30 protein-coding genes and 1 pseudogene are annotated in these 25,847 nt (G+C 54.5%); 26 read left to right on the top strand and 5 right to left on the bottom strand.

Translation table 11 applies throughout. The annotated features are described in order from the left end of the window. Positions 1-673: 673 nt before the first annotated feature. Together umuC and umuD are read right to left on the bottom strand one after the other, a co-directional pair. Positions 674-1,948, bottom strand: a complete 1,275-nt coding sequence (gene umuC / locus K5Y30_RS23625; protein WP_222213796.1) for a translesion error-prone DNA polymerase V subunit UmuC — start codon at positions 1,946-1,948, stop codon at positions 674-676. Between the two features lie 8 nt (positions 1,949-1,956). Continuing rightward, on the bottom strand, positions 1,957-2,406 hold the full coding sequence (gene umuD, locus K5Y30_RS23620) for a translesion error-prone DNA polymerase V autoproteolytic subunit (protein WP_222213720.1): 450 nt from the start codon (positions 2,404-2,406) through the stop codon (positions 1,957-1,959). A 554-nt stretch (positions 2,407-2,960) separates the two neighbouring features. Here umuD and K5Y30_RS23615 point away from each other — a divergent pair. Then, positions 2,961-4,835, top strand: coding sequence for an ATP-dependent endonuclease (locus K5Y30_RS23615; protein WP_222213718.1), 1,875 nt, complete (start codon positions 2,961-2,963; stop codon positions 4,833-4,835). Beyond that, positions 4,832-6,535 carry an ATP-dependent helicase gene (locus tag K5Y30_RS23610; protein WP_222213716.1) on the top strand — a complete coding sequence of 568 codons (1,704 nt, stop codon included), beginning with the start codon at positions 4,832-4,834 and terminating at the stop codon, positions 6,533-6,535. Before K5Y30_RS23615 ends, K5Y30_RS23610 begins: the two co-directional genes overlap by 4 nt. Positions 6,536-6,686: 151 nt before the next feature. Here K5Y30_RS23610 and K5Y30_RS23605 read toward each other — a convergent pair whose 3' ends face one another. Both K5Y30_RS23605 and K5Y30_RS23600 read right to left on the bottom strand, forming a co-directional pair. Beyond that, positions 6,687-7,376: a hypothetical protein gene (locus K5Y30_RS23605; protein ID WP_222213713.1), complete on the bottom strand. Its 690-nt coding sequence runs from the start codon at positions 7,374-7,376 to the stop codon at positions 6,687-6,689. A gap of 356 nt (positions 7,377-7,732) precedes the next feature. After that, complete coding sequence (locus tag K5Y30_RS23600; protein ID WP_222213711.1) at positions 7,733-8,011, bottom strand: helix-turn-helix transcriptional regulator; 279 nt, start codon at positions 8,009-8,011, stop codon at positions 7,733-7,735. Positions 8,012-8,168: 157 nt separating this feature from the next. Here K5Y30_RS23600 and K5Y30_RS23595 point away from each other — a divergent pair, with 157 nt between their 5' ends. From K5Y30_RS23595 to K5Y30_RS23500, 20 genes and pseudogenes are all read left to right on the top strand, one after another. Further along, entirely contained in the window at positions 8,169-9,329 is a 1,161-nt protein-coding gene (locus K5Y30_RS23595; RefSeq protein WP_370634241.1) for a DUF1281 domain-containing protein, read from the top strand. A gap of 36 nt (positions 9,330-9,365) precedes the next feature. Then, positions 9,366-9,611, top strand: a complete 246-nt coding sequence (locus K5Y30_RS23590) for a hypothetical protein (protein ID WP_222213707.1) — start codon at positions 9,366-9,368, stop codon at positions 9,609-9,611. Positions 9,612-9,932: 321 nt separating this feature from the next. Further along, positions 9,933-10,577 (top strand): DNA methyltransferase, encoded by a 645-nt coding sequence (locus K5Y30_RS23585; RefSeq protein WP_222213705.1) that lies wholly within the window; start codon positions 9,933-9,935, stop codon positions 10,575-10,577. Positions 10,578-10,590: 13 nt separating this feature from the next. Next, positions 10,591-10,824: a hypothetical protein gene (locus K5Y30_RS23580; RefSeq protein ID WP_222213704.1), complete on the top strand. Its 234-nt coding sequence runs from the start codon at positions 10,591-10,593 to the stop codon at positions 10,822-10,824. A gap of 456 nt (positions 10,825-11,280) precedes the next feature. Continuing rightward, the gene (locus K5Y30_RS23575; RefSeq protein WP_222213702.1) at positions 11,281-11,715 is read left to right on the top strand and encodes an antirestriction protein; all 435 of its coding nucleotides are present in this window, start codon (positions 11,281-11,283) and stop codon (positions 11,713-11,715) included. 43 nt (positions 11,716-11,758) lie between these two features. Beyond that, positions 11,759-12,136 (top strand): DUF1380 family protein, encoded by a 378-nt coding sequence (locus tag K5Y30_RS23570; RefSeq protein ID WP_222213700.1) that lies wholly within the window; start codon positions 11,759-11,761, stop codon positions 12,134-12,136. A 170-nt stretch (positions 12,137-12,306) separates the two neighbouring features. Beyond that, the gene (locus K5Y30_RS23565) at positions 12,307-12,765 is read left to right on the top strand and encodes a hypothetical protein (protein WP_222213698.1); all 459 of its coding nucleotides are present in this window, start codon (positions 12,307-12,309) and stop codon (positions 12,763-12,765) included. Positions 12,766-13,008: 243 nt separating this feature from the next. Next, the gene (locus K5Y30_RS23560) at positions 13,009-14,673 is read left to right on the top strand and encodes a DUF4942 domain-containing protein (protein ID WP_370634240.1); all 1,665 of its coding nucleotides are present in this window, start codon (positions 13,009-13,011) and stop codon (positions 14,671-14,673) included. A 92-nt stretch (positions 14,674-14,765) separates the two neighbouring features. Beyond that, positions 14,766-15,212 carry a conjugation system SOS inhibitor PsiB family protein gene (locus tag K5Y30_RS23555; RefSeq protein WP_222213696.1) on the top strand — a complete coding sequence of 149 codons (447 nt, stop codon included), beginning with the start codon at positions 14,766-14,768 and terminating at the stop codon, positions 15,210-15,212. Then, a complete protein-coding gene (locus tag K5Y30_RS23550) occupies positions 15,209-15,949 on the top strand; it encodes a plasmid SOS inhibition protein A (protein ID WP_222213694.1) in 741 nt (246 codons plus the stop codon). The genes K5Y30_RS23555 and K5Y30_RS23550 overlap by 4 nt, the downstream gene beginning before the upstream one ends. A gap of 79 nt (positions 15,950-16,028) precedes the next feature. Continuing rightward, positions 16,029-16,310, top strand: coding sequence for a type II toxin-antitoxin system RelE/ParE family toxin (locus tag K5Y30_RS23545; protein ID WP_222213692.1), 282 nt, complete (start codon positions 16,029-16,031; stop codon positions 16,308-16,310). Further along, positions 16,310-16,627 carry a HigA family addiction module antitoxin gene (locus K5Y30_RS23540; RefSeq protein WP_222213690.1) on the top strand — a complete coding sequence of 106 codons (318 nt, stop codon included), beginning with the start codon at positions 16,310-16,312 and terminating at the stop codon, positions 16,625-16,627. Before K5Y30_RS23545 ends, K5Y30_RS23540 begins: the two co-directional genes overlap by 1 nt. Positions 16,628-17,422: 795 nt before the next feature. Further along, positions 17,423-17,677, top strand: a pseudogene (locus tag K5Y30_RS24980) (DUF905 family protein); the annotation flags it as partial. Positions 17,678-18,064: 387 nt separating this feature from the next. Beyond that, entirely contained in the window at positions 18,065-18,214 is a 150-nt protein-coding gene (locus K5Y30_RS23530; RefSeq protein ID WP_222213686.1) for a succinate dehydrogenase flavoprotein subunit, read from the top strand. Beyond that, positions 18,211-18,783: a hypothetical protein gene (locus K5Y30_RS23525; protein ID WP_222213684.1), complete on the top strand. Its 573-nt coding sequence runs from the start codon at positions 18,211-18,213 to the stop codon at positions 18,781-18,783. The genes K5Y30_RS23530 and K5Y30_RS23525 overlap by 4 nt, the downstream gene beginning before the upstream one ends. A gap of 90 nt (positions 18,784-18,873) precedes the next feature. Then, positions 18,874-19,200 (top strand): hypothetical protein, encoded by a 327-nt coding sequence (locus K5Y30_RS23520; RefSeq protein ID WP_222213683.1) that lies wholly within the window; start codon positions 18,874-18,876, stop codon positions 19,198-19,200. A 4-nt stretch (positions 19,201-19,204) separates the two neighbouring features. Further along, complete coding sequence (locus K5Y30_RS23515; RefSeq protein ID WP_222213681.1) at positions 19,205-19,396, top strand: hypothetical protein; 192 nt, start codon at positions 19,205-19,207, stop codon at positions 19,394-19,396. A gap of 696 nt (positions 19,397-20,092) precedes the next feature. Beyond that, on the top strand, positions 20,093-20,353 hold the full coding sequence (locus K5Y30_RS23510) for a hypothetical protein (protein ID WP_222213679.1): 261 nt from the start codon (positions 20,093-20,095) through the stop codon (positions 20,351-20,353). A gap of 98 nt (positions 20,354-20,451) precedes the next feature. Continuing rightward, positions 20,452-20,700: a hypothetical protein gene (locus K5Y30_RS23505; protein WP_222213677.1), complete on the top strand. Its 249-nt coding sequence runs from the start codon at positions 20,452-20,454 to the stop codon at positions 20,698-20,700. A 63-nt stretch (positions 20,701-20,763) separates the two neighbouring features. Then, positions 20,764-21,585 (top strand): DUF932 domain-containing protein, encoded by an 822-nt coding sequence (locus tag K5Y30_RS23500; protein WP_222213792.1) that lies wholly within the window; start codon positions 20,764-20,766, stop codon positions 21,583-21,585. A gap of 40 nt (positions 21,586-21,625) precedes the next feature. Here the strand turns inward: K5Y30_RS23500 and K5Y30_RS23495 are convergent, their stop codons facing one another. Further along, positions 21,626-21,955, bottom strand: coding sequence for a hypothetical protein (locus tag K5Y30_RS23495; protein ID WP_222213675.1), 330 nt, complete (start codon positions 21,953-21,955; stop codon positions 21,626-21,628). A 243-nt stretch (positions 21,956-22,198) separates the two neighbouring features. Here K5Y30_RS23495 and mobA point away from each other — a divergent pair, with 243 nt between their 5' ends. The 4 genes from mobA (at position 22,199) to K5Y30_RS23475 (ending at position 25,296) form a co-directional block, all read left to right on the top strand. Continuing rightward, positions 22,199-22,543 (top strand): plasmid mobilization protein MobA, encoded by a 345-nt coding sequence (gene mobA, locus K5Y30_RS23490; protein ID WP_222213673.1) that lies wholly within the window; start codon positions 22,199-22,201, stop codon positions 22,541-22,543. Beyond that, the gene (gene traI / locus K5Y30_RS23485) at positions 22,540-24,504 is read left to right on the top strand and encodes a TraI/MobA(P) family conjugative relaxase (protein ID WP_222213672.1); all 1,965 of its coding nucleotides are present in this window, start codon (positions 22,540-22,542) and stop codon (positions 24,502-24,504) included. The genes mobA and traI overlap by 4 nt, the downstream gene beginning before the upstream one ends. 110 nt (positions 24,505-24,614) lie before the next feature. After that, entirely contained in the window at positions 24,615-24,893 is a 279-nt protein-coding gene (locus K5Y30_RS23480; protein ID WP_222213670.1) for a TraJ protein, read from the top strand. A gap of 187 nt (positions 24,894-25,080) precedes the next feature. Beyond that, positions 25,081-25,296, top strand: a complete 216-nt coding sequence (locus K5Y30_RS23475) for a TraY domain-containing protein (RefSeq protein WP_222213668.1) — start codon at positions 25,081-25,083, stop codon at positions 25,294-25,296. Positions 25,297-25,847 lie beyond the last annotated feature (551 nt).

Genomic DNA, 25,847 nt, shown 5'->3' with positions numbered 1-25,847 from the left:
CCATAACTGTCATCAATGAAGACAGTTACAACAAGGCTTCACAGCGGGCTAAAAAGCTTAAAATACAGAAAATACCTAAAAATCCTTTAAAATTTAGTCCTGTGAAAAACGTGTATAACCTCTCACTGGAAAACATCGAGCGTAAGCAGACGATATTAGATTGGATGAAATTTCGCTTCCTCAGTCATTCGCGAGCAAGCTCGGTCATGACTTGCGGCGAGCGCGTAAGAGGAGTTGAACAAAAACAACACTCATATGCTGCCTTCTGCCTCCATGCATGAAAAAAAAAGAGGGGGCACAACCGTCACAACCTTCTGAAATTCCAGGGAACTGACATTAGTCGTAAGGCTTCTATAGGTCCCGGGTGAAAGTAAATCACTACGTCGGGATTCTCGTCAGAGCTTAAAAAGTCATCGTCCGTAACATCAAGCTGCGTCAGAATATGGCGATTGGGCAGAAAAACGCTGAGGATGAATCAGGGAGAATAATAATCGGTGATAACGTGACGATCGGCGTCATGACCTTCGTGAATAAAAATGTGCCGGCTAACAGCGTCGTCTACTGTGAAAAAAGCACGGTGGTCCGGCCAAAGTAATCGAGACTGCTGATGCGCTGCTCATCACGGGCAGCGCTGATAACGATCGCCTTCTTATCCGGATTTGTTCGACAGACCTTATCTGACAAATGCCACAGGGATATCTTTCCAGTTTGTGGTCCAGGCAGGGGAAAGCAGCTCCCGTTTCATTTTCCACTCGTTGTTCACTCCCTGACGCGCAAACCAAAGGTTTCCCAGCCCGGACTGATTTATGCCGTCCAGCACCTTCATCAGCTGCGCACTGTTTTTTCTCGGCTGATCTTCATCGAACAGGTTCAGCTGGCTGACGCCATGAGGCGTGAAGTCATCAAGCATGATGCCTGCCGTCATATAACGTCGACCTTCCAGCCAGATGCGGTCCAGCGATCTCATGGCCACCTCAATGACGTCACGCGTATCCTGCGTCGGACGCGGTAGCTTCTCGCCCGCGTTGTTGCCGTAGAACACCTCATCTTTCGCGTGCGGCGAGGTCCGGATAAATACGCCAACGTGCCGGCAGAACTGGCGCTCTTTCCTGAGTTTCTCGGCTGCACGCGTGGCGTACTGGCAGAGCGCCTCCTGCATGGCCACCTTTGTGGTGATGCGTTCGCCAAAAGAGCGACTGGAGACGATCTGCTGCTTTGCCGGCGGCATCTCCTCGAGCGGTATGCAGGATTCGCCATTGAGTTCGCGCACCGTTCGCTCAAGCACAACGCTGAAATTTTTGCGGATCAGGGCAGGGTGCGCTCGCGCCAGCTGCAGGGCATTTTCAATACCCATCAGGTTAAGGCGCTTGCCGATGCGACGCCCCACGCCCCAGATTTCCTCTACGGGCTGATTCAGGAGAAGGGTTTCGGTTCTTTTAGGATTGCCGGGCGTCAGCGCAAGCACGCCGCGGAACTGCTTCCACTCCTTGCTGGCCCACTGCGCGGATTTCGCCAGAGTTTTGGTCGGCCCCATGCCGACGCCCACGGTCAGGCCGGTTGTGGCCAGCACGTGCGCGCGCAGGCGCCGCCCGAAATGTTCAAAGTCCTCGCAGCCATCGATGCCGGTTAAATCGAGGAACATTTCATCAATGGAATACTGTTCAACCCGGGGCGTCATTTCTTCCAGCGCTGTCATAATGCGCTGCGAAAGCGAGTGATATAAGGCGTAGTTGCTTGAAAATACGTGAACTTTATCAGGGTATTTCTGAGCTTTAAGCTGAAACCACGGCATGCCCATTTTGATACCCATGGCGATTGCTCCGACCGATCTTGCGATTACGCAGCCATCGTTATTACTCAACACAACCACGGGTTTGCCGCGCAGGTCCGGCCGAAACAGCACCTCGCAGCTGGCATAAAACTTGTTCGCGTCGGCTATTCCAAACATAGGCATGGTTACCTCCGGCGTGCGCGCGTACTGTTGAAAAACCAAGTGACCACGCCAAGCAGCTGCAGCTCCTCCGGATAGATGATGGGGTAGGCCGGGTTCATGGGCAGCAGGGCAAGGCACGGCTGCAGCTGAAGGCGCTTGACCGTGAACTCGCCGTCTACTTCCGCGATGACGATGTCGTGGTGCGCGGCCTCTTCTGCCCGGTCAACCACCATGACGTCGCCATCAAACAGGCCGAGATCCTGCATGCTGTTGCCGCTGGCGCGCACGAAGAACGTCGACGCGCGCCGGCGAATGCAGAGCTCGTTGAGGTCGAGCTCTTTTTCGACGTAATCCTGTGCAGGGGAGGGGAAGCCGGCCGCGCAGGGCTCCGCGAAGAGCGGCACGCGTACTCTGGGCGTAAAAATGGGTGGCCAGAGCAAAGTGAGATCCGCAGAACAGACTGCCTGTTTCATAGAGCTGCCCTCTGCAGATGATCCGGGGATAAGGCAATTGCTGTCTGTACGTCGCGCATAAAAATCCTCCTTAAATTGATACTGTTTTTATATACAGTATTATTGAGGCGGATTTGTCTGACAAGTCCCCTAAGCTGAATGAGCATCGTTTAGCCGTTCATCTGCCTGAATGGCGACCAGTTTTATTTTCCTGAGACTTAGGCCGTTAGTTTCTGAAGCATCTGCAGCATGAAGTCTTTACTGAGCTGAACGGAATTAAGTGAATTCAACTATTACGGCGCCAGCTGGGTACCAGTGGTCTGGAGCAAAAATCTAGCGGCTTAATGACGTATTGAGGCATCAGAAAAAAGTCTCCGCACAGCATGCCAGCCTGATTTTTTTTGAAGTAGAGTACAGGCATAAGATGCCCGTTAAGTGCCAGAAGCGGACGTTTCGATAGAAATTTCATGTCAAAAAAATTGGACGCAGGTCAATGAATACGTGCTTATTCAAGCTGGAATAATTTCACGCTTCGCGTAATTTATTCAGAATAGCAACATAGGACAGGGATCTTTATGTATCTTGCAGAGCTCACTATAGAGAATTTTCGCAAACTGCGCGAAGCCACGCTGAAATTTCAACCCGGTTTAAATGTTCTGGTAGGCCCAAACAACGTAGGGAAAAGTGCAGTAATCGATGCACTCCGGACGCTTCTTGCAGGTCACGATGAGAATTATCCTCGCTTCGATGGTTCTGATAGGCACCGTCCGCATGAGGGCGAACCAACTGGTGATATAAGTTTCCATTTTGTATTCCGAGATCTTAGCCTTGAAGATGAAGCGGACTTTATTGCTGCCCTCAAGCCGAATGGGGACAAGAACATGGAGGCGCATATCCATGTCCAGTATACCGATATGGATAAGACGGGACGATTCAAAGTCCGGCGCTGGTGCGGTGATCACCCAGAGGTTTCGCTTACCTCAGATATGATGGAGAACCTTCGGGGGGTCTACCTCCAGCCTCTCCGCGATGCCGCGCAGGGCCTTCGTCCTAACCGTAACAGCCAGTTGGCTCGATTACTTCATTTGCTCACCGATGATGCAGGTCGTGACACAATAGATACGGCTTTAAAGCAACTTGACGAAACACTTAAACAAGACAAATCCATTCAAAGTACCCATAAAGCTATATCAACCAGACATGATTCCATGATGGGTGCTCAGCTAGCGCAGGAGCTTGCCGTCGGGCTCAGCGTGACTGATTTTCAGCGCCTCTCTTCCCGACTGACCCTGACGGCTGAATCCATGGAAATTGAGAAGAATGGATTGGGTTTCAATAATCTGATCTTCATGGCGGTAGTACTTAGTGAATTGGCTAAAAATACTGATTCTGCTTTCAGGAGTTTGATTATTGAGGAACCTGAAGCACATTTGCATCCTCAACTGCAACGTGTGCTATTGCAGTACCTTTCAGGGATTCCAACGGGTGAAGGCGAAAAATCTGTACAACTTTTTGTGACTAGCCATTCACCCAATTTTGCTAGTAATTCAAAACTTGATTCCCTTGTATGCCTTATCGAAAACGAGACCGGTGTAGAGACGTTCTTTCCACGTGATATCAAATTTGAAAAGGGAAAACGTGAAAAGCTGGAGCGGTATTTGGACGTAACTAGGGCTGAACTGTTTTTTGCCCGCCGGGTAATTTTCGTTGAGGGCGCTGCAGAACTCATGTTGATTGATGCGCTCGCTAAAAAAATGGACTTTGATCTCAGAAAATATGGGGTCAGTCTTATCAGCGTCGAAGGGCTAAACTTTGACTCCTTCCTCCCGCTTTTTGGAGAGCAGGGGCTGAGAATCCCTGTCGCTGTAGTAACCGATGCAGATCCATTTGAAGAAGAAGAGGTTGAAGACGTAGCAGAGGGGGGAACGGTTGAAGAAGAAATTGACGACATACTTGCTGAAGCCGCCTACCAGGAAGAGACTGACGCGCCTGATGGTGAAGATCCAGCTGACAAGGCTGGAAAAAAGAAAAAAGTTAAAAGGAAAGAGGTGTATCCCGCACTTGGAGACCAAGTGAGGTTGTCTGGTAATACTCTTAAGATGAAGAAACGTGAAGATGATTTCGTGAAAGTTTTTCACGGATTGAAAACCCTGGAATACGATCTGGCGCTCATTGAAGCAAACCGCGACGCTATGCTCACTGCATTAGCCGATCCACATCCAAGGATTTCAAAGGCTCTCCGTAAGATCGTAGATGGTCAAGCAGACAATACGGCTAAAGCCAAATCGCTGTTCTGTGGCATGTTTGAGCGTAAAGATAGCGCTAATATCCAGAAAGGTCGATTCGCTCAGGCATTAGCAGATCAGATTTCGAAAGAAATTGGTTTTGAAGTCCCTGAGTACCTTAATAAAGCCATTCAGCATGTATGTCAGGGAGTGGTCAAGCCGTGAAATTATCAGAGGAACAGCTTGATATTATTGGTGCGCCGCTAGGGCCAATTGCTATCACAGCATGTGCAGGTAGTGGGAAGACAGCTACAGCTATTCGACGCCTGATTGCTATTCGGCAGAAAATGCAAAATAGTCGTGGTCGTGTTGTGCTTTTGTCTTTCTCAAATGTTGCTGTCAATACCTTTAATACAGGCTATGCAGAGCTCGCTGCTGGCCTACCAGACGATGCTAATCGTCGAAGGATAGAAGTCGATACACTTGACGGTTTCTTTACCAAACATATTTTACGTCCCCATGCAAGCAGGACTATGGCCGCGACTCAAGCCGCGTACTTGGTCTCTGGCTCGGAGCCTTTTCTTACAAGTTTTAGATATTGGCGTGAAGGTTATCCCCCACTGCCATTAAAAGACATAAAAATCATCATAATCGATGGCGATTTCGTCTTCTATTCGGATATAAGAAATAACCTTGAAATTCTTGATAAAGACAAGGTGTTAAAGATCATTCATGACCTTGGCCGTTTAGGTGCTTACACTCATGAGATTGGTCGGTACTGGGTGTATAAAACTCTGAATTCTCAACCTGCAGTATTGAGGGCTCTGGCAGCTCGCTACCCGCAAATCCTTGTCGATGAGTCTCAGGACTTAGGCACAGTGCATAAGGAAATATTAAAGCTACTCATTACTGCAGGGATTCAGCTTACGCTTATCGGAGATGTTAATCAGGGGATCTATGGCTTCGCTGGTGCTGACGGTGAGTTCCTTAAGAGCTATGAGCATCGTGAAGACGTTACCGGTTACAAACTTACTCGCAATTATCGTTCTCTGCCTCCAATCATAAATATCGCCAACATCCTTAGTGGCCGCGAAGACGAACCATGCCGCCATGGCGAACAAGGTGGAGCTTATTTTATTGGATACAGTGATTCGGAACTTCCCAAATTAACTGATGCATTCAAGGCCCATATTGATGAGTTAGGCATGCAATATCAGGATGCTGTGCTCCTCTGTCGGGGAGCAGACAGAGCCGCAGTAATTGCGGGTAAGACTGTCCCTCCAGGACAAGGTATGGTTAAGGTGTTAGCAGAAGCAACGTTGTTAAGGGATCAGCATAGTAACTACCATGGATGCTTTAACTTGGTCTGCCGGGCTATTCTCAGCTTATTGGAGGATATACCCCATGGCCTCAGTTCTAGACTTCAGGGGGTATCACATGATGCTGAGATAAAGGGACTAAAGCGATTATTATGGTGTTTCAGTCGTAACTCTGATTTGGGACTTCCTTCATCTGCGCTTGTGGCTAAGACTGACTGGCACTCCAAGCTATTAACGAATGTTAAAATGCTTCTCGCAGAGATTGAAAAGCACTGCGGATATAAAGTTGCTGGCAATGTAGGAACTAAACTTACTAAGAAATTATTACCAGATCAGACACTGACCAGTATAGTTTCGGCTCAAGGACACGGGCTAAGAGTCGAGACGGTTCATCAGGTTAAAGGGGAGTCTATCGGTGCGGTTATGTATGTGGCTAAGAAATCCAATATCAAAGCACTGCTTTCAGGTACAGGTGATGAAGAAGGACGTATCGGGTATGTCGCAATAACTCGGGCAAAGAACTTGTTCTGGCTGGCTGTACCACAATCATGCCTTAAAGAATTAAAAGAAGATCTCATTACAGCTGGTTTTCAGGAATGGACCTAACTTGCTGTCATTGATCCTGCCTGAACTAAATTGAAGAGAAAAATTTAGCTCTGCCGCTCTTGCCCGGGCTAATTGCCCGGTTTCGGTGTTCCGTAAAAGAGGTTTAAAAGCGTGCCTATTGACTGATGACTTTGAAGGTCAATGATGCCGATCAATTCGCACGACTTATCCAATCGCCGTAATCGCCCACCCAACTTGGTGCCGGGCCGTCTGGAAATATCCATTCATAGCCCGTTTGCTCCTTCAAACGCGCAAGTATTTTATAAAGCCGTTCGTGAATTGAAGTGTCGATGAATTTGATTAGGTCTTCCCACTCATTTCTTCCGCCTATATGAAGCCCTAAACTCATTTGTGCCTGCACATAAAATTGTGTGCCGCTGAACGCAAACCCTACTAAACTATCAATCGATTTATGGCCTCCGTTATGGGCATAACGTTCGTTACGAATTTTATACAGATCATCATGAACATCCCGTAGGTGGACAGGGAGATCATTCCGCTGGAGAACGTAAGTGCCATTGCTTTTGGCGAACAAGCGTGCATAGCTGACCACAAAAGCGGTTGTTAACATCTCCTGTTCCAGCATCGACTCAGTAGTGATTTCAAACTTGGTCGTACGAAGCCGACGATAAATGTAACTAAGGCTTGTTGTAGTAGGTATTACCTTTATAAGTCTAATCAGACTTTCAATCTCTTTATCGCAACCGCTAATAATCTCCGCCCCTTTCTTCATTATTTGTTCAAAAGGCGCTCTTAAATCAGCTGGTAATTTGCTAAAAAATTCTTCAGAGACGCTGTAATAGTCGTCGCCTTCAAAAATAGGAGGAGGTGACATAGCCATCTGGGTAAACCCTGTGTTGAGAAATTGCACCATATTCAAACTAATTGGCGGTATTTATCAAGATAAATTAAAGTCTCAATTTGGCTTGGAAACGGAAGAACTTACAGAAGGACGAGAGTACAACTGAATTTCAAAACTGGCTCAAAGCGCGGTATGTCCTGCGGGACATGGAAATCATTCCTTGATGTATAACGCCTTTAAAACTGCCAATTCTGTCCATTTATCACGTGATAACCCTACAAATTAGATTACTTTGTAAGTTTGGAAAGTCCAATGTCCGCTTTTCGCTCATAGCGGACATTAGCCTAACGTCAGTCCGCCTTGTCGGCTTAATAAAAACACCATCTTTTAGCCGCTCACCTGCCAAAATCGCTTACAGTTTCTTTTCCTGAGACCTCGGCCGTCATTTTCTGAAGCATCTGCAGCAGAAGTTCCTTACTGAGCTGATCGGACTTCAGCGCCGGCATAACGTTGATAAGCGATAGCGTGACAGTGGCCATCGCCACCGATCGCTTGACGCGTTCTGCGTTCTCGTAGTCTTTGTACGTGCGAAGGCTCACCCCGAGCTCTTCAGCAGCCCTGTCACGGCTCCAGAGCAGGCTCCGGCGCCAGAGCCTCAGTTGCCAACCCGTCATATTCCTTCTCCTTGCCCATCTTTCTCGTTTTATTATCTATAAAAAGTGCAGAAACTGCACTTTTTCAGAAGTTATAAATCATCCGGGATTCTCTCTCTTCTCCCATACGCGCGACGCCAGAGCACTGCAAAGGCTGGCGCCCGATCCTAAAAACGCCATGCAAGCTCCCTCTGTGCCATCGGGCCTGCACCGTGCCTTCACCTTAGCCGTGCCGCTGCGCCGGCAAGGGGTCTGTCGTCACCCGTTCCCCGCCGTACGCGGGACATTCAGTCCGCTCCGGCGGCGCGTGCGGCTTTCTCCCTCGCCCGTTGCCTGCTCCGCTTTGCGCCCGGCTTCCGTGGCGGCACGGTGCAGATGGTGCCGTGCAACCCTTAACGGAGGAGTCAACATGCCAAACTGGTGTGCCAACAGGCTGCGGGTTTCAGGCCCGGAATATCACGTAAAAAATGCGCGGTCGCTGATTGAAGGCGGGGAGGGCGTTCCGCTTTACGCGCGGGCGGCTGCAGAAGGGATCCAGCTCTTTCTGGCGGGCTGCGCCGGGCTGCTGCGCCCGGTGGAAGCGACGGACTATGCCTCGTATCCCGCTCTGGTGAAGGGGACGGGAAGCGATACTCCGCAGAACCGCGCTTTTACGCAGTGGGTGGCGCAGCTGCGTGACGGCGCAGAGCTGACGCCGGAAATCTGCAACAAGCTGCACGAACTGTGGCTGGCCAGCGGTCTCCAGCGCATGACGTGGTCATCGCTCTCTGCAGAGCAGCAGACGGTGATCGCCGGGCTGTGGCAGATAAAGCACGGTGACTGGTACTGGATGCGGGGTAATAACGGCCTCAGCGAGTCGTGGGACTGCCAGTGCCGCGAAGACGCGCTGCCGCTGCAGGCACTTCCGTTCGACATGCTGCAGCTGATCCCGCCGCGTCTTGATGCGGAGATAAACGGATATAACGGACGCCTGCTCCACGGTGTGCCGGACGGGTTTACCGACGTAGTTGAGCGCTGCGGCACAAAGTGGCCACACGCGCACAATCTTGACGTGTCGCACTCCGGGCTCATCACTTTTGACGCTGATTTTGATACGCCCTGGTCGCCTCCCTCGCCGGACGTGCTGTCAGCGCTGAGCGAGCGTTACGGCGTCACCGTTGAGCACTGGTATGCCGAGTCCGGCAGCAGCTACTGCGGATGGGCTGTTTATGAAGCGGGCTGTCAGACCGGGGAGTGCTGCGACTCGCTGGAGTGGGGCGATGAGGAAGACGAGTTCGGGTTCAGTGAGGTGACCGGCCCGGCATGGATCATTGACAACGTGGCCAGCTACGGCGGCTGAACAGGAGGCGGCGGGCACAGGCCCGCCGGACAGAAAATGAATGCATCCCTGACCATTGAAAAACTGATCGAGCATCTGCAGAGGTTTGCCCCCGACACGCCCTGCTTGGGTCACTTCTGGATAGCTGACGACTTAGAAGACGTGGCCCCGGAGCTCACGCCGGAGGAAGTTGTGGCCACCTTAGCGCTCTCTGACAACACGCTCGACGCTGAGAACAGCCTCAGCTGGTATTTCCTGCGCCACTGTGCAGACACGGTGCTGGCGCGCAGGTTGCTGAAGTAAGCGAAGGCTGCCGCCCGCGGGCGGCGCTCTTTACGGAAAGGAGAAAGACGTCGCTGCGCTCCGCCTTCATGTCGTTTCCCGTCCTGAGGCCGGAAAACGGCGGGTATAAAGTGCCGTGCCCTCACGGTAGCCGGGCTGCTTCGCAAACAAGGTAAGCTGGCGCCGTCCTGCTCACCCGTTCCCCGCCGTGCGCGGGACATTCAGTCCGCTCCGGCGGCGCGTGCGGCTTCCGCGTCCGCCCTTGTTTGCTCTGCTTATCGCCCGTCTGTGTGGAGGTCACGGCACCACTACCGGTGCCCCTTCATACACAGGAGCATCACTATGTCTCGATTCATGCACGGCGACAGCGTACAGGTTATGGGCGGCTTTCCGGACAAGAGCATTGATTTCATCCTCACCGATCCGCCGTACCTGGTCGGCTTTAAGGATCGTTCAGGCCGCTCGATAGCGAACGATGTAAACAGCGAGTGGGTGCTGCCGGCAAGCCAGCAAATGTACCGGGTGCTTAAGGACAACAGCCTGGCGGTGAGCTTCTGCGGCTGGAACCGCGTGGACATTTTTATGCAGGCGTGGAAAGCCGCGGGTTTTCGCGTCGTCGGCCACCTGGTCTTTACCAAACCCTACGCCTCTAAGTCGGCGTTCGTCGGCTACCAGCACGAGAGCGCGTACCTCCTGGCCAAAGGCCGCCCGCAGCTGCCGGCAAAGCCGCTTCCTGACGTCATGCCCTGGCAGTACACCGGCAACCGCCATCATCCGACTGAAAAACCGGTCAGCGTGCTGCGGCCGCTGATTGAAACCTTCACCCAGCCCGGCGCGATCGTACTGGACCCGTTTGCGGGCAGCGGTTCAACCTGTGTTGCCGCACAGGAGTGCGGCCGCCGCTGGATTGGGATCGAGCTCCTGGAGGAGTACCACGCCGCCGGCCTGCGCCGCCTTTACGCACATCGCGCCGCGCGTGCGGCATAACGGAGACCGATAAATGCTTAATCTGACAGAACAACACGCGGCCGATCGTCTGGCTGACGACGTGGCCGATATCGACGAGACCCTGATCGAGCTGTTCCTGCGGATCCACGCGATGCGCCAGCGCTGGCCGCGGGACAGCGACGCCCCCGCGGTGCGACTGACGCTGCTGGCAATTGACGATATCTGCGATTCCCTGAGGGATGCAGGCCGCCGCGCGGAGCAGCTGCGGGGCTGTCTGCGCAGGTGACGGGATTCTGTGGGGCGGTTAAAAAGTAACCGCCCCCGGATATTCCCCCCGTTGCCTGGCCTGCACAAATGTATCCACAGGGTTCCGGGGCGGATATGCACCCCGGATGTGGACAAGACAAAAAGGATGTCGCGAGCTCCGCCGTTTATGCACGCCGGCGGCGTGCGGGAATAAACGTCCGTGCGGTCTGCGGCCAGTGCCGTGCCTTCACTTTAGCCCGACGGCGGCGTGTTCAAGAGCCGCAGGCTCTCCTCCTCCCCCGTTCGCACTCACTCCTGCGCGCTTACTCCCGTCGCGTCTCCGCTCATGCTTCGCGTCGCCGCCGTGCGTAATCACGCCTCCGTTCGCTTGCGCTGCGGCCTCGTCGTCGCTCTTGATCACGCCGCTGTCCGTCGGGCTGTCATTCAGGCACGGCACAGGCCGGAACTGTATCCCCTTTACCTGCGGAGGTTTCTGATGAACACAGCACTGCACGCGCCTCTGGCGGCGCGTTTTCTGGACGGCTTCGTAAAGCTGCGCTTTCTGCCTTCTCTGTTTGGCGATGATTTTATGCGCGCTGAAAACAACGTCTATCTGTACGCCGCGCGCTATATGACGAACTACAACGGCGGTGAGTGGACTTTTGTTCACCTGGAGCAGGGCGGTGGATACATGATCCCGCCGGATGGCACCTGGCGGTTTGAGAATCCCGAAAACTGGTCTGTGGCAGAGGTCTCCGCTGATGCGGCGGGGATCATCATCACCGCGCTGGTTCTCAACCACCGCAGCTGGATGTATGACCGCCACGACGAGGAGGAGCTGTGTGCGCTGTTTTGCCGCCGCCACCGCCAGCTGATGGTCTGGGCAGAAACTCATTCCGAAGCCGCCGCCATTTTTCGCGCGCTTGACTGAACACTAACAGGGGCGGCAGAGCCGCCCACAAGGAGATAACACGATGCACGGTAACGTAAATGAAATCTGCGCCTGGCTGCTGGAGACCTTTCAGCCGGGCACTCCGTTCACCATCCTGGTATGGACGGAGGAGGACGTTCAGGATTCTACGGATTCAATGGCACTGACGGAGGAGGAGGCGCACGCGGTGCTGGATGAGCTCGGCGAGCTGGACGATCACCGGCGCTACGGGATAGGCCGGGACACCGTGCGTGAGCTGGCGTGTCAGGTTCGCCGCGACAGGCAGGCAGCGCGGCACGTCACCCTGCCGGCCGCGAGCCTGAAGGTACTGCTGGAGCTGGCCGGAAAGGCTGGCGAAACGGGCGACGGTACGGACGCTGAGGAAGCTATCCATCAGGCACAGGAGGCCATGCGCGGGTAGCGCGGGGCAGGGCAGGGAAGCCCTGTGCCACATCCGGGCGCGTGAAAACCCCAGCCGCCTGAGGGCGGCGGCCGCTATGCGGCGCCTTCGGCGCCGCTTTCCGTGCTGCTGAAAACAGAAATAAGGCGTGGACATAGAGATATTGAAGCCAGCAGAAATCTGACGAGACTATGCAGAAAGTTATTGAATTCAATGATTTTAACTTTCGTTTTTACAGAGTGAGGGATAGCGATATTTATTGCCCTGAGCTGCCGTTTTTTTTACTGCCGTCAGTCTCAGAAACTGCCCAGAAACGCATGCCTGCAGCCGGAGCCGGAGAGCGATTGCGGGCCGCTATAAAAATTAAAAATCCACTTAAAGGGCATGGCTCCACCTTCGGCTCCCCGGCAAGCCGGGTCGTCAAGCCCTACGTCGCTAAGCGGCAAGCCGCTAAGCGCCACCGAACCCCTGCGGGTTTCGGCCGCAGGCGGTTTCGGTCTGATGGCGAAGGTCAACGGCTGCAACCGGCTTGCGCCGGTGCGTTAACCGCCCCGGAAAAGGCCTCCGGGGCTTCAGGGCAGACCGCCGGGGCGGTCCCTGACGGCTTTTACGGCATTCCGTCCTGGTCTTTCGCAAAGGGCTTTTCGTAGCACCGCCGGTTCGTTCAAAAAGGGGTGAAATGCACTCCGTCAAAAACTTTTTGCGGAAGGGCCACAAAAACTTTTTGCCTCCGCCCCTTTATGCCCTCTCTTCGTCGTTGCTACTCGGCCCTCGCCGCGAAAGGCCAGACCGGAAAGATAAAACCCGCGTCAGAGAAGGTCTTTTTCGGGTCCGCAGCGCGAGCTGCACCTACTCAGCCGGATTTAAGGAGCCATGCCATGCAAAATACCCTCGTGAACGTCACCTCTGATGCGACCACAGAACGCGCACCGATCGCCGCCGCCGGTGAAGTGATTTCAGATACCTTTTTTGCGCCCGTTGAAACTGACGTCATTGACGGGCTGCTGGGCCGCTATGAACACATGTACGCAAAATTAAAGAATATTTCGGCCACAATTCGTGAAGGCGGTAACGGCGAGGCGGTGGAGTATTTTCTGTGCGGTAACGTGCGCGATACACGTCTGAATATGCCGCCGGTTCGCGTGGTATTTGACCTGCCCGGCGCGGTAGCGGCCCTGAATGCCGATTTCTGGCAGAAAGCGCTGAACCTGACGGACGTTTACGAGTACATGCCTAACGATCGCCGCAACGAGTGGAACGACCAGATCCGCGAAAAGAAAGCGCCGGACTTTGAGGAAAACGCGGTGCGCGCGACGCTCTCCGAACTGCTTTTCTCACGTCAGAAATTTTTCTCCGAGCGCGTTGACGGTATTTTCCGCATCCTGTCACGCAGCCACGTGACCAACCGCCCGGAAGGCTTCAGCAAGCGCATGATTATCGAATGCATGTTCGATCAGTGGGGCATGTGCAACTACGAGCGCACCGGCTACGTGGACGACCTGCGCAAGGTGATCGCGAAGTTTATGGGGCGTGATGCGACCGGCCTTAACACGACCAATAAAATTCTGAAAATCGCGCGCGACCGTTCGGGGGAGTGGGTAGCGATCGACGGCGGCGCGCTGCGCGTGAAAGCCTTTCTGAAAGGCACCATTCATCTTGAAATTCATCCGGACATGGCCTGGCGCCTGAATGACATTCTGGCCTATCTGCATCCGGCGGCCATCCCGGCGGAGCACCGCCAGAAGCCGCGCACGAAGCCGAAAACCTATGAGCTGCACACAAATTTGCTGCCGTTTTCCGTGCTGGGCGTGCTCAGCGACCTTCAGACAGAGCGCACCGAGCCACAGCAGCGCAACCGCCGGGAGGACCCGCTCCCGCCCGTGACGACAAATCCTTTTAACCGCCGCATTAAAGGCTATTCGGACGAGGATAAGGCCGCGCGTGCGGAAGCTGAAAAAGTGCTGCTGAGCCTGGGCGGCGTAAAAAAGAATCTCAACGCCTTAACCTGGTTTGAATTCGATTACGACCCGACCACGGCGCTTGAAGATATTCAGCTTTCCGGCGCGCTGCCGGAAAAGAAAACACACCAGTTTTACCCGACCCCGGGCGAACTCGCCGCGCAGCTGCTGGACGATGCGGACATCCGCGAGGGTGAAACCTGCCTGGAGCCGAGCGCAGGCATGGGCGGCCTTGCTGACCTGATGCCGCAGGCGCAAACAACCTGCGTGGAGATTTCGCCGCTGCACTGCCGCGTGCTGGAGGCCAAAGGCCACCAGGTGATCGAAGCCGATTTTCTGGATTGGGCAAATGTGACCGATCAGCGGTTTGACGTGGTGGTGATGAATCCGCCGTACAGCGAAGGGCGCGCCGTGTCGCACCTCAGCGCGGCGGCGGCACTGGTGAAGAACGGCGGACGCCTCGCGGCCATTCTGCCCGCAGGCAGCGACCGCAAAGACCTGCTGCCGGGCTGGGACTGCAGCTGGTCCGCGCCGATGGAGGGCATGTTTGCGGGAACCGGTGTTCGTGTGGTGCGCCTCATGGCGTACAAGCCGGAATAAAACCGGCCCGGCTGGCAGGGGCGACCCTGCCGGATACCGCACCGGCCCGCAAAGCGGGCCGGACAACAGCACATCGAGCAGAGCACAACATCATGACCCGAGAAGAAAAATTTACGCTTAACACCCTGCAGAGCTTTACCGGCTGCGATTTTGAAGACTACCGCCACCGGGGCGAGGCGTTTCGCCAGCGCATGAGCGGTGCCGTGATGAACGCGCTGCAGGTGCCCGAAAGCTGGCAGACTGACTGCGAAATGCGCGGCGAGTGGGGCGGAGCACATCCGGTTCACCTGCGGCTGACCCGTGCCGATCTGTCCGGGCTTGCCGTCGAGCTGGTCAGCCCGTCGGAAGATTCGCCGCTGTGGTGCGCGCTGCTGACCGATGTCCGCACCCGGTCGCGTGTTCCTCTCAGCATCAGCTATCGCTTTGACCCTGCGGCGCTGTGCGTAACTCTTGAAAAAATCGCAGAGTACACGCGGGCAGGCTTCACCGGCGCCGGTGAGCTGATCGCCGCGCTTCGGATGGGAGGGCACGCCGCATGATCCCGAAATCACACTCACTGGTCACCCTGCTGCCGGAACGTCAGGCCGCGCTGCAGGCAATCGCGGCGGTTGAGCACGCGCAGCAGCGGGGGACACGGCTGGCCCGCCATCCCTGGGCCGCCGCGTTTATGAAGCAGCTGAGCGGCAGGAGCCGCGTCAGCGTCCAGACACTGAACCGCATACGGGGCATTTATCTGCGCCCGCGCGAAAAACGCGCGCCGCTGCCGGAGTGGGAAGGTGCGCTGGATATCTTCCTCAGCACGGCGGGCGAGGTTTGCCCGCTGCCGCTGCCTGGCGAGCTGGCAACGGTCCTGTTTCCGGAGGCCGTTTTTCGCCGCGCGGAGCGCGCAAAACACGCCGCCATGAAGACCGTAGGCCATGCCGGGCGGCGCGAGAGGCAGGCAGAGGACTACCGGGAGCGCCAGCTTGAAAACCGAATCCGGCAGGCTGAAACAGAACTGACATTCCGCACGCCGGAAACGCTGCGCGGCTGGTTTTCCGTCTGGTGTGACGACGTACCGGAAAACGACCTGAAGAACATGATCGCCACGTGGGCGCGTCGCTTTCCGTCACTGAACGGGCTGGAAACCCTGCAGCCGTACGCCGGAGACGTCGCCTGTGAGGTGGCGGGAGAAATTCACCTGCGGTCGCTGCACATGGACAGCGCGCAGAAAGGCATGAACCGCTGGCTGGTGCCCAACAAGCTGACGACCCGGAAATCGTCAGAGCAGGAATGATAAATATTAATACGCATACTGTTTCGCGATACGAAACATGTGATATACTGTTTCTCGACAGGAAACATGGAGCCGAAAAGTGATTAAGAGCTGGAAGCACAAAGGATTACAGAAGCTGTTTGAAAAAGGCGATATCAGTGGCGTACAGGCGCAGGACGCCGAGCGTATCCGGCTTCGCCTGCTGGTCGTCGATGAAGCGCTTTCCACGGATGAGTTCAAAAACTATCCCGGCTTTCGTTTCCACCCCCTGAAAGGCGACAGGAAAAACCTGTTTTCGATTACGGTCAGGGCTAACTGGCGCATTACCTTCGAATTCACGGACGGCGACGCCTATATTCTCAACCTGGAGGACTACCACTGATGGCTATGTTCAATCCCCCGCATCCGGGCGGTCTGATCACCGAATACATTGAAGATAACAATATCGGCCTGCGCGTGCTTGCTAAAGAGCTGGGCGTGTCCGCCTCGGCGCTGAGCAAGGTTGCCAGCGGAAAGGCGTCCGTCAGCCCTGAAATGGCGGTGCGGCTGGAGGCGGGGCTGGGTATTGCGGCGCGTCTCTGGTTATCCATGCAAGCCGCATGCGACCTGCACAAGGCGCGTGAAACCACGGACGTTTCTGGCGTGCACCTGCACCCGGGCATGATGGCCGATTCCGCACAGGCCAGGCCAGGAAAGTAGGCCTCGCGAATGATACCTAACACCGCGCCGGCTGGCGCGGTTTTGCTTTGCGCTTTCTGCCTGCCCGGGAACGGCAACACCGCCGCGATGCGGCCCGGGAAAAGCCGGTGCTATCGCACCGGCCCTCTCCGCCCGAGTGCTTATGAGCTCCCTCTTCAAAACCGGTTCAGCATCCGACTTACTTCTGTCTATTCAGGCTGCCCGCCGTATAAAAATACGTTTTAACAGCAACAGCAACAGCAACAGCAACAGCAACAGCAACAGCAACAGCAACAGCAACAGCAACAGCATGGCCCCCTTCGGCTCCCCGTCAAGCCGGGTCGTCGAGCCCCACTCCGCTAACCGGCAAAGCCGGCAAGCTCCGCCGGAACGCAAACGGACGCGTTCCGTGCCTGATGGCTAGGGTCTGATGGCAGAGGTCAACGGCTGCTGCCGGCTTCGCCGTCGCTTTCACCGTCCCGGTAAACCCCGCCGGGACTATAAGGCCAGCCCGCAGGGCGGTCTGAAACGTCCCTTCTGACGCTTCCCTGCATTCCGTCCTGGTCTTTCGCAGAGGGCTTTTCGTAGCACCGCCGGTTCGTGCAGAAAGGGGTGAAATGCACTCCGCCAAAAACTTTTTGCGAAAGGGCCACAAAAACTTTTTGTCTCCGCCCCTTTATGCCCTCTCTTCGTCGTTGCTACTCGGCCCTCGCCGCGAAAGGCCAGAACGGAAAGAAGAAAACCGCGTCAGAGAAGGGCTTTTCGGGTACCGCACGGCCGTCAGCCCGACCATTAATTTCCAGTAAGGAGCACATCATGACCTCAACCCAGACGGGCACCACCACTGAACTGCGCTGCGTAGCGGCGCTGGGCGACGGTGCGTTTACACGCGAGCAGGCTGTAATCATCACAGCCGTCTTCAGCAATGTGTTCATTGAAGACGATCAGGGCAGCCATTTCCGCCTGGTCGTGCGTGAGCCGTCGGGCGCTCTTATCTGGCGAGCTTTTAACTTTGAATCTGAAGCGGGCTACTGGCTTCGTCGCCATATCACGCAGAGCGGTGTATGTAAGTCGCTGGATGAAAGGCTGGTTTCACTGAAAGCGCTGTACAGGCAGGCCCTGAGCTTCAGCGAACGCCGCGAATTTGTCAGTTTTGAGTTGCATGATATGGCTAAAGCAGTCGCAGCCACTGCACTGGCTGGTCAGGTCGCATCACTTCCAGCAGCGTCAATCGCGGCCTGGACAAAGGCCGGGCACATCGCTCTGTCACTATTCGGGCCTCACGGCGAGTCTGTCTGGATGAACGCCAGTCAGTGGCTTGCGCGCGAACTAGGGCAGGACAAAGCTTCTGATATTCACAGCGACCAGGCGTAAAAAAAGCAGGGTTGCCCCTGCTTTTTCCACGGCGGCCAGTCCCACCTGACTGCCTTATCAAAACCAAACCCTCAGGAGAGTTTTATGATTTTTGACCCGCAAATCGTCGCACAGGTGCTGACTTTTGTAAACGCACTGCGCTATGGCCAGCTGGCGCGCGTAATCGCCAGGCCGGTTTCACGTCTGCGCCAGTTCGTGGCCACCATTAATAACCTGGCGGGGAACAAAGCATGAGCAGCGAAATTACCCTCAGCGTCCCGGTTTTCCTGCCGACAGTCACCCAGGCTGACATCACCCGCGTGCTGGGCGAATACTGCTTTATCCGCCTGGATAACGGCGATGAGGCATTTTTTCATAATGGCAACTGGATAACCGGCGCGGACGCCGCGAGCCACGAAGCCTCGATTATGGGGCTGGCCCAGCGTATGGCGCGCGCGGGCAGTAAATCGCTGCGCTGTTTTGATCTGCCGGTGCCCGATGACAGTGACTGGAGCTGGGACGATATCGTCACGCAGCTGGCCCGCAGCGCGGTCACCCGGGACGTGCGCGGAGAGCTTACCGTGACATGCAGCGAAACCACGGGCTACGGTCGCGCGGTACACGTCTGCAGCGATCCGCTGCTGAGCGGCATCAACAGCAATCTCTGGTTCCCGCTGAATCCGGCGGAGGACTGGCTCGCGGGTATCGAGCGCGTGCTGACCATAAACGGTGTTGCGCAAAACGTGGTGCGCCTGGTGCCGCTGCGCGATTGCGCTGAATGCAGCGATTTTAAAGTCATCTATAACCGCAAAATCTGCGCCTGATGCGAAAAGGGGCAGGGGGTTGCCCCCGCCCCTTTTCGTTACCCGCTCCGGATGACTCCGCAGAGCTGACTGCCTGACCAGGAAACCTCTATGAACCATGCATTAACCGCTGCCGCACCTTGTGACGCTGAGACTGATCTCGACGATTTGCGCATTTTAGCGGCTGACACCGATGTGCTGCCGTATGAAGCGGATAACACCCGCCGCACGGGCGTTGCAGCGTCCACGCTGCTCTTTTTTGCTGCCGCGACCGATATTGACGGCGACTGCGAACCGGCAGAAACAGCCATCACTGACCTGCTGTCAAACCTGATGCACCTGTGCGCGCACTGCTATCCGGACGCCTGCGCCACCTCGTTTGAATCGTTGCTGGAAACGGCCCGGATGCATTTCAGTTCTGAATCCGTGGGAGAGTAAACAGATGACCCTGACCGACATTACCGACGCGATGTTCAGCTCGCAGGAAGGCTATGTGCAGCTGGTAACAGATTCTGTTGAATTCAGTATCAACCGCAGCCTGAAGGACGATGAGCTCCTGAGGATCAGCAGCATTATTGAAAACGCCATTGCCGACGCTATCAGGCAGCTTAAAGAGTCGGGGCCAGGCGCCTGAGCATTGACCCCGAGCTAGGGGACAGGGAAAAGCCGGTGCTGACGCACCGGCCATCGCCGTCCTGCTGAACACGCCTTTGCGTTGTGGTGTGATGATGCTGTGCGTTTACCTTTTTTGTTCATCCGTTCTGCCCGCCGATCACCGTTAAATTCAATTCAACAGCAACTGCGTGGGCCCCCTTCGGCTCCCCGGCAAGCCGGGTCGTCGAGCCCTACGTCGCTAAGCGGCAAGCCGCTAAGCGCCACCGAACCCCTTCGGGTTTCGGCCGCAAGCGGTTTCGGGCTGATGTCCAGGGTCAACGGCCGCTGACGGCTGCGCCGTCTGCTTTCACCGTTCCGGCATAAAGCCGCCGGAACTCTGTTGTCATCCCGCGTTGCGGGCTGCAATTCCCCCTTCTGACGTCTTTCCCGTTTTTCCGGTCGTGCCTTACGCGGAGGGGCTTTTCGTAGCACCGCCGGTTCGTTCAAAAAGGGGTGAAATGCACTCCGTCAAAAACTTTTTGCGGAAGGGCCACAAAAACTTTTTGCCTCCGCCCCTTTATGCCCTCTCTTCGTCGTTGCTACTCGGCCCTCGCCGCGAAAGGCCAGCCCGGAAAAGAAAAATCCGCGTCAGAGGAGGTCTTTTCTGGCTTCAGCCGCCGTCCTGCGATAACGCAACGCGCTGCAGAACAGAATCACACAGCATGAGGGCTGACTGATGAAAAACGTTTTGGAAGGTACTGAAGTTACAGGCCCGGAGCTGACAGCAAATCAGTTTCTGGATGTCTGCAAATACGTCTGGTCATGCGGTGAATTTCTGGGGCCGTCGGGTCTGACCGGTGATGCGTTTGAAGGGCTGGACGTGATCGATGAGCCAACTGAAGAGCCTGAAGCCCTGAAGCTTTACCTGCGCAACCGATGGCCGGTTGCCGTTTACGAGTTCGATATTGGTTATACGGTTATCCGCCGCGAGTCCTGACAGGCGGCAAAGAAAAAGGGCGGAAATTCCGCCCCTTCACCCCGGACGACACGACCAAATGACCGTCCGGATAGTCAACAGAAAAAATGGAGTTAATCATGAAAACTGCCGACCTCAGCATCATCACATCGGTTGCAGGTTATGTAAAGCCCGGCGTTAAGAAGGTGCAGGTGCGTCATCGCCACAGCGATCCGGAAACGAAGGCGATTTCGCCGGAAATCCGTGCGCGCAGCCGCCACGTGTTGCACTGCGTGCGCAAGCGTAAAAGCGTTCGCGTACCTGCCATGCGCAGCAGCGAGTGGGGTGAATTCCTTCGCTCTCTTGAAATACGCCGTGCCGTAGCCTGACCAACAACCCGCCGCCCTTCACGGGGCGGCTTCTAAAAATTTTGATGTGAGGATTTAATTATGATGGGACGTATGTTTTCCGGTTTTCGCAGTGCGGGTGCTATTCGTCGTGATCGTCCGCTAACGGACGACGAACTGAAGCAGGTTGTGCCGAGCGTCTTTTCTGAAGACAAGCACGGCTCACGCAGCGAGCGATACACCTATATCCCAACAATCGCTCTGCTTACCCGTCTGCGTCAGGAAGGTTTCGAACCGTTTTACGCCTGCCAGCAGCGCGTGCGCGATACTGACCGCATCGACCACGCAAAGCACCTTCTGCGCCTTCGTCGTCACGACCAGATTAAGGATTCAGAAGTTTCAGAAATTCTGCTTCTGAACAGCCACGATGGCAGCAGCAGCTATCAGATGATCCCCGGCCAGTTCCGTCACATCTGTGCGAACGGTATGGTTTGCGGCGAGGTGTTCGGGCAAATCCGCGTGCCACACAAGGGCGACATTGTTGGTAAGGTGATTGAGGGCGCATATGAAATTCTGGACCGGTTCGGGGAAATCGAACATTCACGCGAAGAGATGAAGCGCATCTATCTCGATCGCGGCGAGCAGGCTGCTTTTGCTGAAACTGCGCTGGAGTTTCGTTATGACGGGCAGCACGTTCCAATCAGTGCCGATTCGCTGTTACAGGTTCGCCGTCGTGAAGACAATGCGGATGACCTGTGGACCGTGTATCAGCGTACACAGGAGAACGTTATCCGTGGTGGTCTGCGCGGGAGAACGGCCAAAGGTGGACTTACAAAAACCCGCCCTATTAACGGTATTGATGGTGATATTAAAACCAATCGTTTTCTCTGGTCACTTGCAGAAAAAATGAAGGAACTGAAGTCCTGACAAACGATAAGGGAGCCAAAACGGCTCCTTTTTTTTGTCATTAGTTCTGCTGCTGAACGGACTCACCTGTATTTTTTACTGAATCACTTTTCCTTCTAAGCTTTCCGCCCTGACGCTTTTTACCGCTATCATCTTCTTTGAGAATTTCAGAAATTGATCGCTCACTGAAAACAAATTTCATTGAATCCAGCGCCGACTTAATATCTTTAACGGTGTAACCCTTTTCTTTTGCCAGCATCAGAATTGTGGAGCGAAGATTTTCCAGCGCATCGTTTCTGGTAATTCGTGTTGGCGATAAATCCGGAAGGTTTTCCAGCCGGGTTTTTGCCTCTTCAATCTGCTGCTGTGTGAAAAATTGCTGCGTAGCCATAACCACTCCAATGAAAATCATGTGAAAACAGTGATTCTGCCCCGTATTCATGGGAATTTCCAGTACCTCACCCCACATGACGCCGGTTTACTTCTGACCAGCTAAGTGGCAAAATACGAACAGTTGATTAAATGACGGGACAGGAAATGTTTTGTGACCACCGCCAGCACGCTGGCAGTGATTCCCAAAACGACCTGCTCAGGGCTCCGCCCCGAGACCCGGGTAATGTGCCAAGGTTGAGTTATGTCGAAAAGTGAAAAGCGTCAGAGAGAAAAACTGGTTAAATGCCGCTGCACCGATGCAGAGTTTGAGGCCATCAATAAGAAGGCACTGGCCGCCGGCCTGACGACATCTGAGTACCTGCGCCGTACGGCACTCAACCGACGCATTACCGTACGCACCGACATTCGCATGATGAACGAGCTGCTACGTCTGGGCGGCCTGCAGAAACACCTGTATACCCAGATGCAGGCGAACATGACAACCGAGCTCAGCCACCAGTTCTCCGAAGTTCTGACGAGCATCAAGCATGCTATTAACGCGCTGGACATGACGCCGGTGCCGGTTGAGGACATGAAAGACGAATGAACGTGATCATCCCGCCAAAGCGCCGCGATAAGAAGACCAGCTTTAAGAAGCTGGTTAGCTACGTGAGCACGCGCGAGGAAAAGAAAAGTACTGAGGTTGTATCCCCTGATGCAGCAGAGCAGGCTCCGGGAGCTGAGTACATTTCTACGCCCGGATTTGGTCAGCTGGTTGACTACGTCGGACGTAAGCGTGCAGCACCCGCAAGCGAAATTGTCAGCATTTCACCCGAGGGCATTCAGCGCGTGCTCTCGGGTGAGGTGCTGTGTGAAACCAACTGCTGGTCACTGGAAACTGCCGCAACCGAAATGAACCTGATAGCTGACCAGAATCGTCACTGTAAGGATGCGGTTTATCACTTCATTCTTTCCTGGCAGGGCGAAGAAGACCCGTCACCGGACGCGATTTTCCGCTCCGTTCGCTACAGCCTGAAACAGCTCGGCATGGAAGAGCATCAGTACGTGGCCGCCATTCACCGCGATACTGACAACGTTCACTGCCACGTGTCGGCTAACCGCGTTCATCCGCAGACCTATGCTGCACAAAACATGTGGAACGATGCGGACACGCTGCAGAAGTGCTGCCGCGTGCTGGAGCGTGAGTTTGGTTTTAACGTGGATAACGGCAGCTGGCACATGGATCAGTATGGTGATCTCCATCGTACCCGCCGCGACATGCCTTCTGCCCCTCGCGGTGCTGCTAAGCGCGAAATCTTTTCCGATAAAGAAAGTCTTCACGGCTATGCAGTACGCGAAACGCGGCAGGTGTTATCTGACGTGATTGCGCAGGATAAACTCAGCTGGGATCGCCTCCATAATGTTCTCTATACCCGCGGGCTGGGAGTGCGTGAGCAGAACGGCGGACTTGCCGTTTACGATTTGATGAATCCGGAAGGCGTCAGTGTGAAAGCCTCAGACGTACATCCGGATATCAGCTTGATCTCTATGGTCAGTCAGCACGGGAAGTATCAGCCAGCACCTCCCGTTTATAATCCTGACAGGCCTGAAGACGGTATGCTTCATATGCAAACCTGTTACATGCCGCAGCTGCACGTGCGCGATCAGGAAGCCCGCCGCGAACGTCGTGAAGCACGCGCCGTTGCACGCGATATTCTGCGTGCCCGCTATGATGCATATCGTACCGGCTGGGAGAAACCTGATCTGCGTGCGGGTGAGCGCTTCCGCCAGATTGCGTCACACTGCGTGGTTGCTAAAGCACACGTCCGCGATACTGTCAGGGATCCGCTGATGCGCAAGCTTATGTACCGCGTTGCCGAATTCGAAAAGATGAAGGCGATGGCCGAACTGCGCCTGCAACTGCGTGAGGAGCGTCAGACTCTCAAAGAAACCGGCGAAGGCCGTCCGCTGAACTGGAAGTCATGGGTTGAGCGAGAAGCGCTGAAAGGGGATGCTGCAGCACTCAGCCAGATGCGTGGCTGGGCTTATCGTGAGAAGCGCGCCGCCCGTAAGCAGAATAGTGGGTGGCCGGAACCTAAAGCCGTCATTCATTACGGCCCGGGTGACAACGTTCCAACATTTAAATCAAGCGAGCACGAAACGCGTCTTCTCCGTGACGGAACGGTTAGCTACCTGCGCGACGGTAAGCCCGCAGTTACCGATTTTGGTGACAGGGTTGAGGTTTACGCTGCGGCTGACAACAAGTCTGACCGTTCTAACAATGACCTTGCTGCAGAGATTACTGCGTGGCACAGCGGCGATAATACGACGCTGACAGGAGAGGAGAAAGCCGTTAACCGCGTACTGTATTCTGGCGTAGTCCGTAACATTACTAAGCGTGACGGGCACGTGTTTAAAGTCAGCGATCCGAAACTGATGGCCAGCGTACACGCTACTGAAGAAAGCATGCGGAATCAGAATGTACAGCCAGAACTGAATCAGGCAGAACCTCAGAACAGGGATGAGCAAGATTTACGTCCTGTAAACAGAGATTTACCACGACCATGAGGGGTTTGAAAAGAGAGACATAAGCCAAACGGAAGTATTTTGTCGCTGATTGCACAGGGTTAGGAGCCTGTACAACCAGCTAACCTTAACAACCTGTCTAGGAGGCTGCTATGGCTGCCGAGGATCTTAGTCATTTTTCTCATCTAAACAAGTTCTTTCCTGAATTGACCGAAATTCAGTCAGCACATGTATGTATGCTCGTGTTTTCATCCTGGTCAGCTGAGGAAATAGCAGAGTATCGTAATGTCACAGTTGATACAGTTAAAGACTCATTAGTTGCTGCTCAAAAACGTCTTAGAGCAAGTAATATGAAATTACTTCGGGGTGTTGTGGTACTTCGGGTGATGATGAGTATTTCTAGCTTTATGTATGGCAATAATTTGCCTTAACTTTATAAGCATTAAACTATTAAAAGATTTTTTAGTGTCAAAGCAGCTTTTTTAAGCTGCTTTTTATTTATTATCAATAAGATAACTAACTACCCCCTTTTTAGGGGGTGTTTTCTTTTTAGGACCAATCTTATTTAATGCTTACATTGCTAACACGATCCATACACTCGGTTACGGAAGAATACAGATGCCTGCTCACATCAATAAAGATAAAGGAATGCAAGTCCTGCTGCGCCTCTCGCCTGAGATGACCGCAATGCTGAGCCAGGCCGCAGACCGTTCTGGTCGCAGTAATACAAAAGAGGCGCTTGTGCGCCTTGAAGACCATCTTAAATCTTTTACTGACCTCGCCACACCAGGGCGCCGGTTTACCGCTGAAGACAGCGACAAAGCTATTAAATAATTTCTTCAGCCAGCAAGAATAATTGCTGGCCTTCTTTTTGACTGAATTATGCGCTCCTGCGCAGGGCATCGTTTTGCCTGAAAACTCTTCTGCTCTTTAACAATGTGCCCGTTTTTATATTCCCGACCTCAGGGTCCTCTCTTGCCGGCATCCTTTACCGATGCGCGGAAGATGTCCGGAGGCTACGTCATGGCCTGCACTACGTCGGGAGAACAGTAAAGCCACAAAGAAACGACTGTGCGGCTTTACAGGCGGGCACCGCGCAAAGTCGGAATTGTGGAACGTAACCGTTATACCCCTACGTACAAATTCGATGTATCCAGTTCGACCGGTGCATTTACTGCATCAGGCCTCGGCGCGGTCCGCCGGACACAACCTGTATCTGGAGAAGATTAGCCCTGCACTTTCGTGCGGTCGTGAACGGGCATCCCTGACGGTTTCAATTCGCAAAACGCACAGTGACACAGAGCATTCTGTGCCGGCCCACTCTCGCGAGTGGGTCTGCCCGGATAGTCTTTTAATCGTTTCATTTAAACGGATGCCCGGGGACG

This window comes from Pantoea sp. DY-5, assembly GCF_019795955.1.
Taxonomy (GTDB): domain Bacteria; phylum Pseudomonadota; class Gammaproteobacteria; order Enterobacterales; family Enterobacteriaceae; genus Pantoea; species Pantoea leporis.
This window is presented reverse-complemented; position numbering and strand designations above follow the sequence as displayed.

Bases quoted from the DNA above. Each gene is read 5' to 3' on its own strand.
- K5Y30_RS23500 (WP_222213792.1), top strand. From the start codon at position 20,764: ATGGGACGTATGTTTTCCGGTTTTCGCAGTGCGGGTGCTATTCGTCGT.
- K5Y30_RS23600 (WP_222213711.1), bottom strand. From the start codon at position 8,011: ATGACGGGTTGGCAACTGAGGCTCTGGCGCCGGAGCCTGCTCTGGAGC.
- traI (WP_222213672.1), top strand. From the start codon at position 22,540: ATGAACGTGATCATCCCGCCAAAGCGCCGCGATAAGAAGACCAGCTTT.
- K5Y30_RS23575 (WP_222213702.1), top strand. From the start codon at position 11,281: ATGAACACAGCACTGCACGCGCCTCTGGCGGCGCGTTTTCTGGACGGC.
- K5Y30_RS23605 (WP_222213713.1), bottom strand. From the start codon at position 7,376: ATGGCTATGTCACCTCCTCCTATTTTTGAAGGCGACGACTATTACAGC.
- umuC (WP_222213796.1), bottom strand. From the start codon at position 1,948: ATGTTTGGAATAGCCGACGCGAACAAGTTTTATGCCAGCTGCGAGGTG.
- K5Y30_RS23595 (WP_370634241.1), top strand. From the start codon at position 8,169: ATGCAAGCTCCCTCTGTGCCATCGGGCCTGCACCGTGCCTTCACCTTA.
- mobA (WP_222213673.1), top strand. From the start codon at position 22,199: ATGTCGAAAAGTGAAAAGCGTCAGAGAGAAAAACTGGTTAAATGCCGC.
- K5Y30_RS23590 (WP_222213707.1), top strand. From the start codon at position 9,366: ATGAATGCATCCCTGACCATTGAAAAACTGATCGAGCATCTGCAGAGG.
- K5Y30_RS23615 (WP_222213718.1), top strand. From the start codon at position 2,961: ATGTATCTTGCAGAGCTCACTATAGAGAATTTTCGCAAACTGCGCGAA.
- K5Y30_RS23585 (WP_222213705.1), top strand. From the start codon at position 9,933: ATGTCTCGATTCATGCACGGCGACAGCGTACAGGTTATGGGCGGCTTT.
- K5Y30_RS23510 (WP_222213679.1), top strand. From the start codon at position 20,093: ATGAAAAACGTTTTGGAAGGTACTGAAGTTACAGGCCCGGAGCTGACA.
- K5Y30_RS23580 (WP_222213704.1), top strand. From the start codon at position 10,591: ATGCTTAATCTGACAGAACAACACGCGGCCGATCGTCTGGCTGACGAC.
- K5Y30_RS23525 (WP_222213684.1), top strand. From the start codon at position 18,211: ATGAGCAGCGAAATTACCCTCAGCGTCCCGGTTTTCCTGCCGACAGTC.
- K5Y30_RS23475 (WP_222213668.1), top strand. From the start codon at position 25,081: ATGCCTGCTCACATCAATAAAGATAAAGGAATGCAAGTCCTGCTGCGC.
- K5Y30_RS23530 (WP_222213686.1), top strand. From the start codon at position 18,065: ATGATTTTTGACCCGCAAATCGTCGCACAGGTGCTGACTTTTGTAAAC.
- K5Y30_RS23505 (WP_222213677.1), top strand. From the start codon at position 20,452: ATGAAAACTGCCGACCTCAGCATCATCACATCGGTTGCAGGTTATGTA.
- K5Y30_RS23570 (WP_222213700.1), top strand. From the start codon at position 11,759: ATGCACGGTAACGTAAATGAAATCTGCGCCTGGCTGCTGGAGACCTTT.
- K5Y30_RS23520 (WP_222213683.1), top strand. From the start codon at position 18,874: ATGAACCATGCATTAACCGCTGCCGCACCTTGTGACGCTGAGACTGAT.
- K5Y30_RS23565 (WP_222213698.1), top strand. From the start codon at position 12,307: ATGCAGAAAGTTATTGAATTCAATGATTTTAACTTTCGTTTTTACAGA.
- umuD (WP_222213720.1), bottom strand. From the start codon at position 2,406: ATGAAACAGGCAGTCTGTTCTGCGGATCTCACTTTGCTCTGGCCACCC.
- K5Y30_RS23550 (WP_222213694.1), top strand. From the start codon at position 15,209: ATGATCCCGAAATCACACTCACTGGTCACCCTGCTGCCGGAACGTCAG.
- K5Y30_RS23495 (WP_222213675.1), bottom strand. From the start codon at position 21,955: ATGGCTACGCAGCAATTTTTCACACAGCAGCAGATTGAAGAGGCAAAA.
- K5Y30_RS23480 (WP_222213670.1), top strand. From the start codon at position 24,615: ATGGCTGCCGAGGATCTTAGTCATTTTTCTCATCTAAACAAGTTCTTT.
- K5Y30_RS23555 (WP_222213696.1), top strand. From the start codon at position 14,766: ATGACCCGAGAAGAAAAATTTACGCTTAACACCCTGCAGAGCTTTACC.
- K5Y30_RS23515 (WP_222213681.1), top strand. From the start codon at position 19,205: ATGACCCTGACCGACATTACCGACGCGATGTTCAGCTCGCAGGAAGGC.
- K5Y30_RS23540 (WP_222213690.1), top strand. From the start codon at position 16,310: ATGGCTATGTTCAATCCCCCGCATCCGGGCGGTCTGATCACCGAATAC.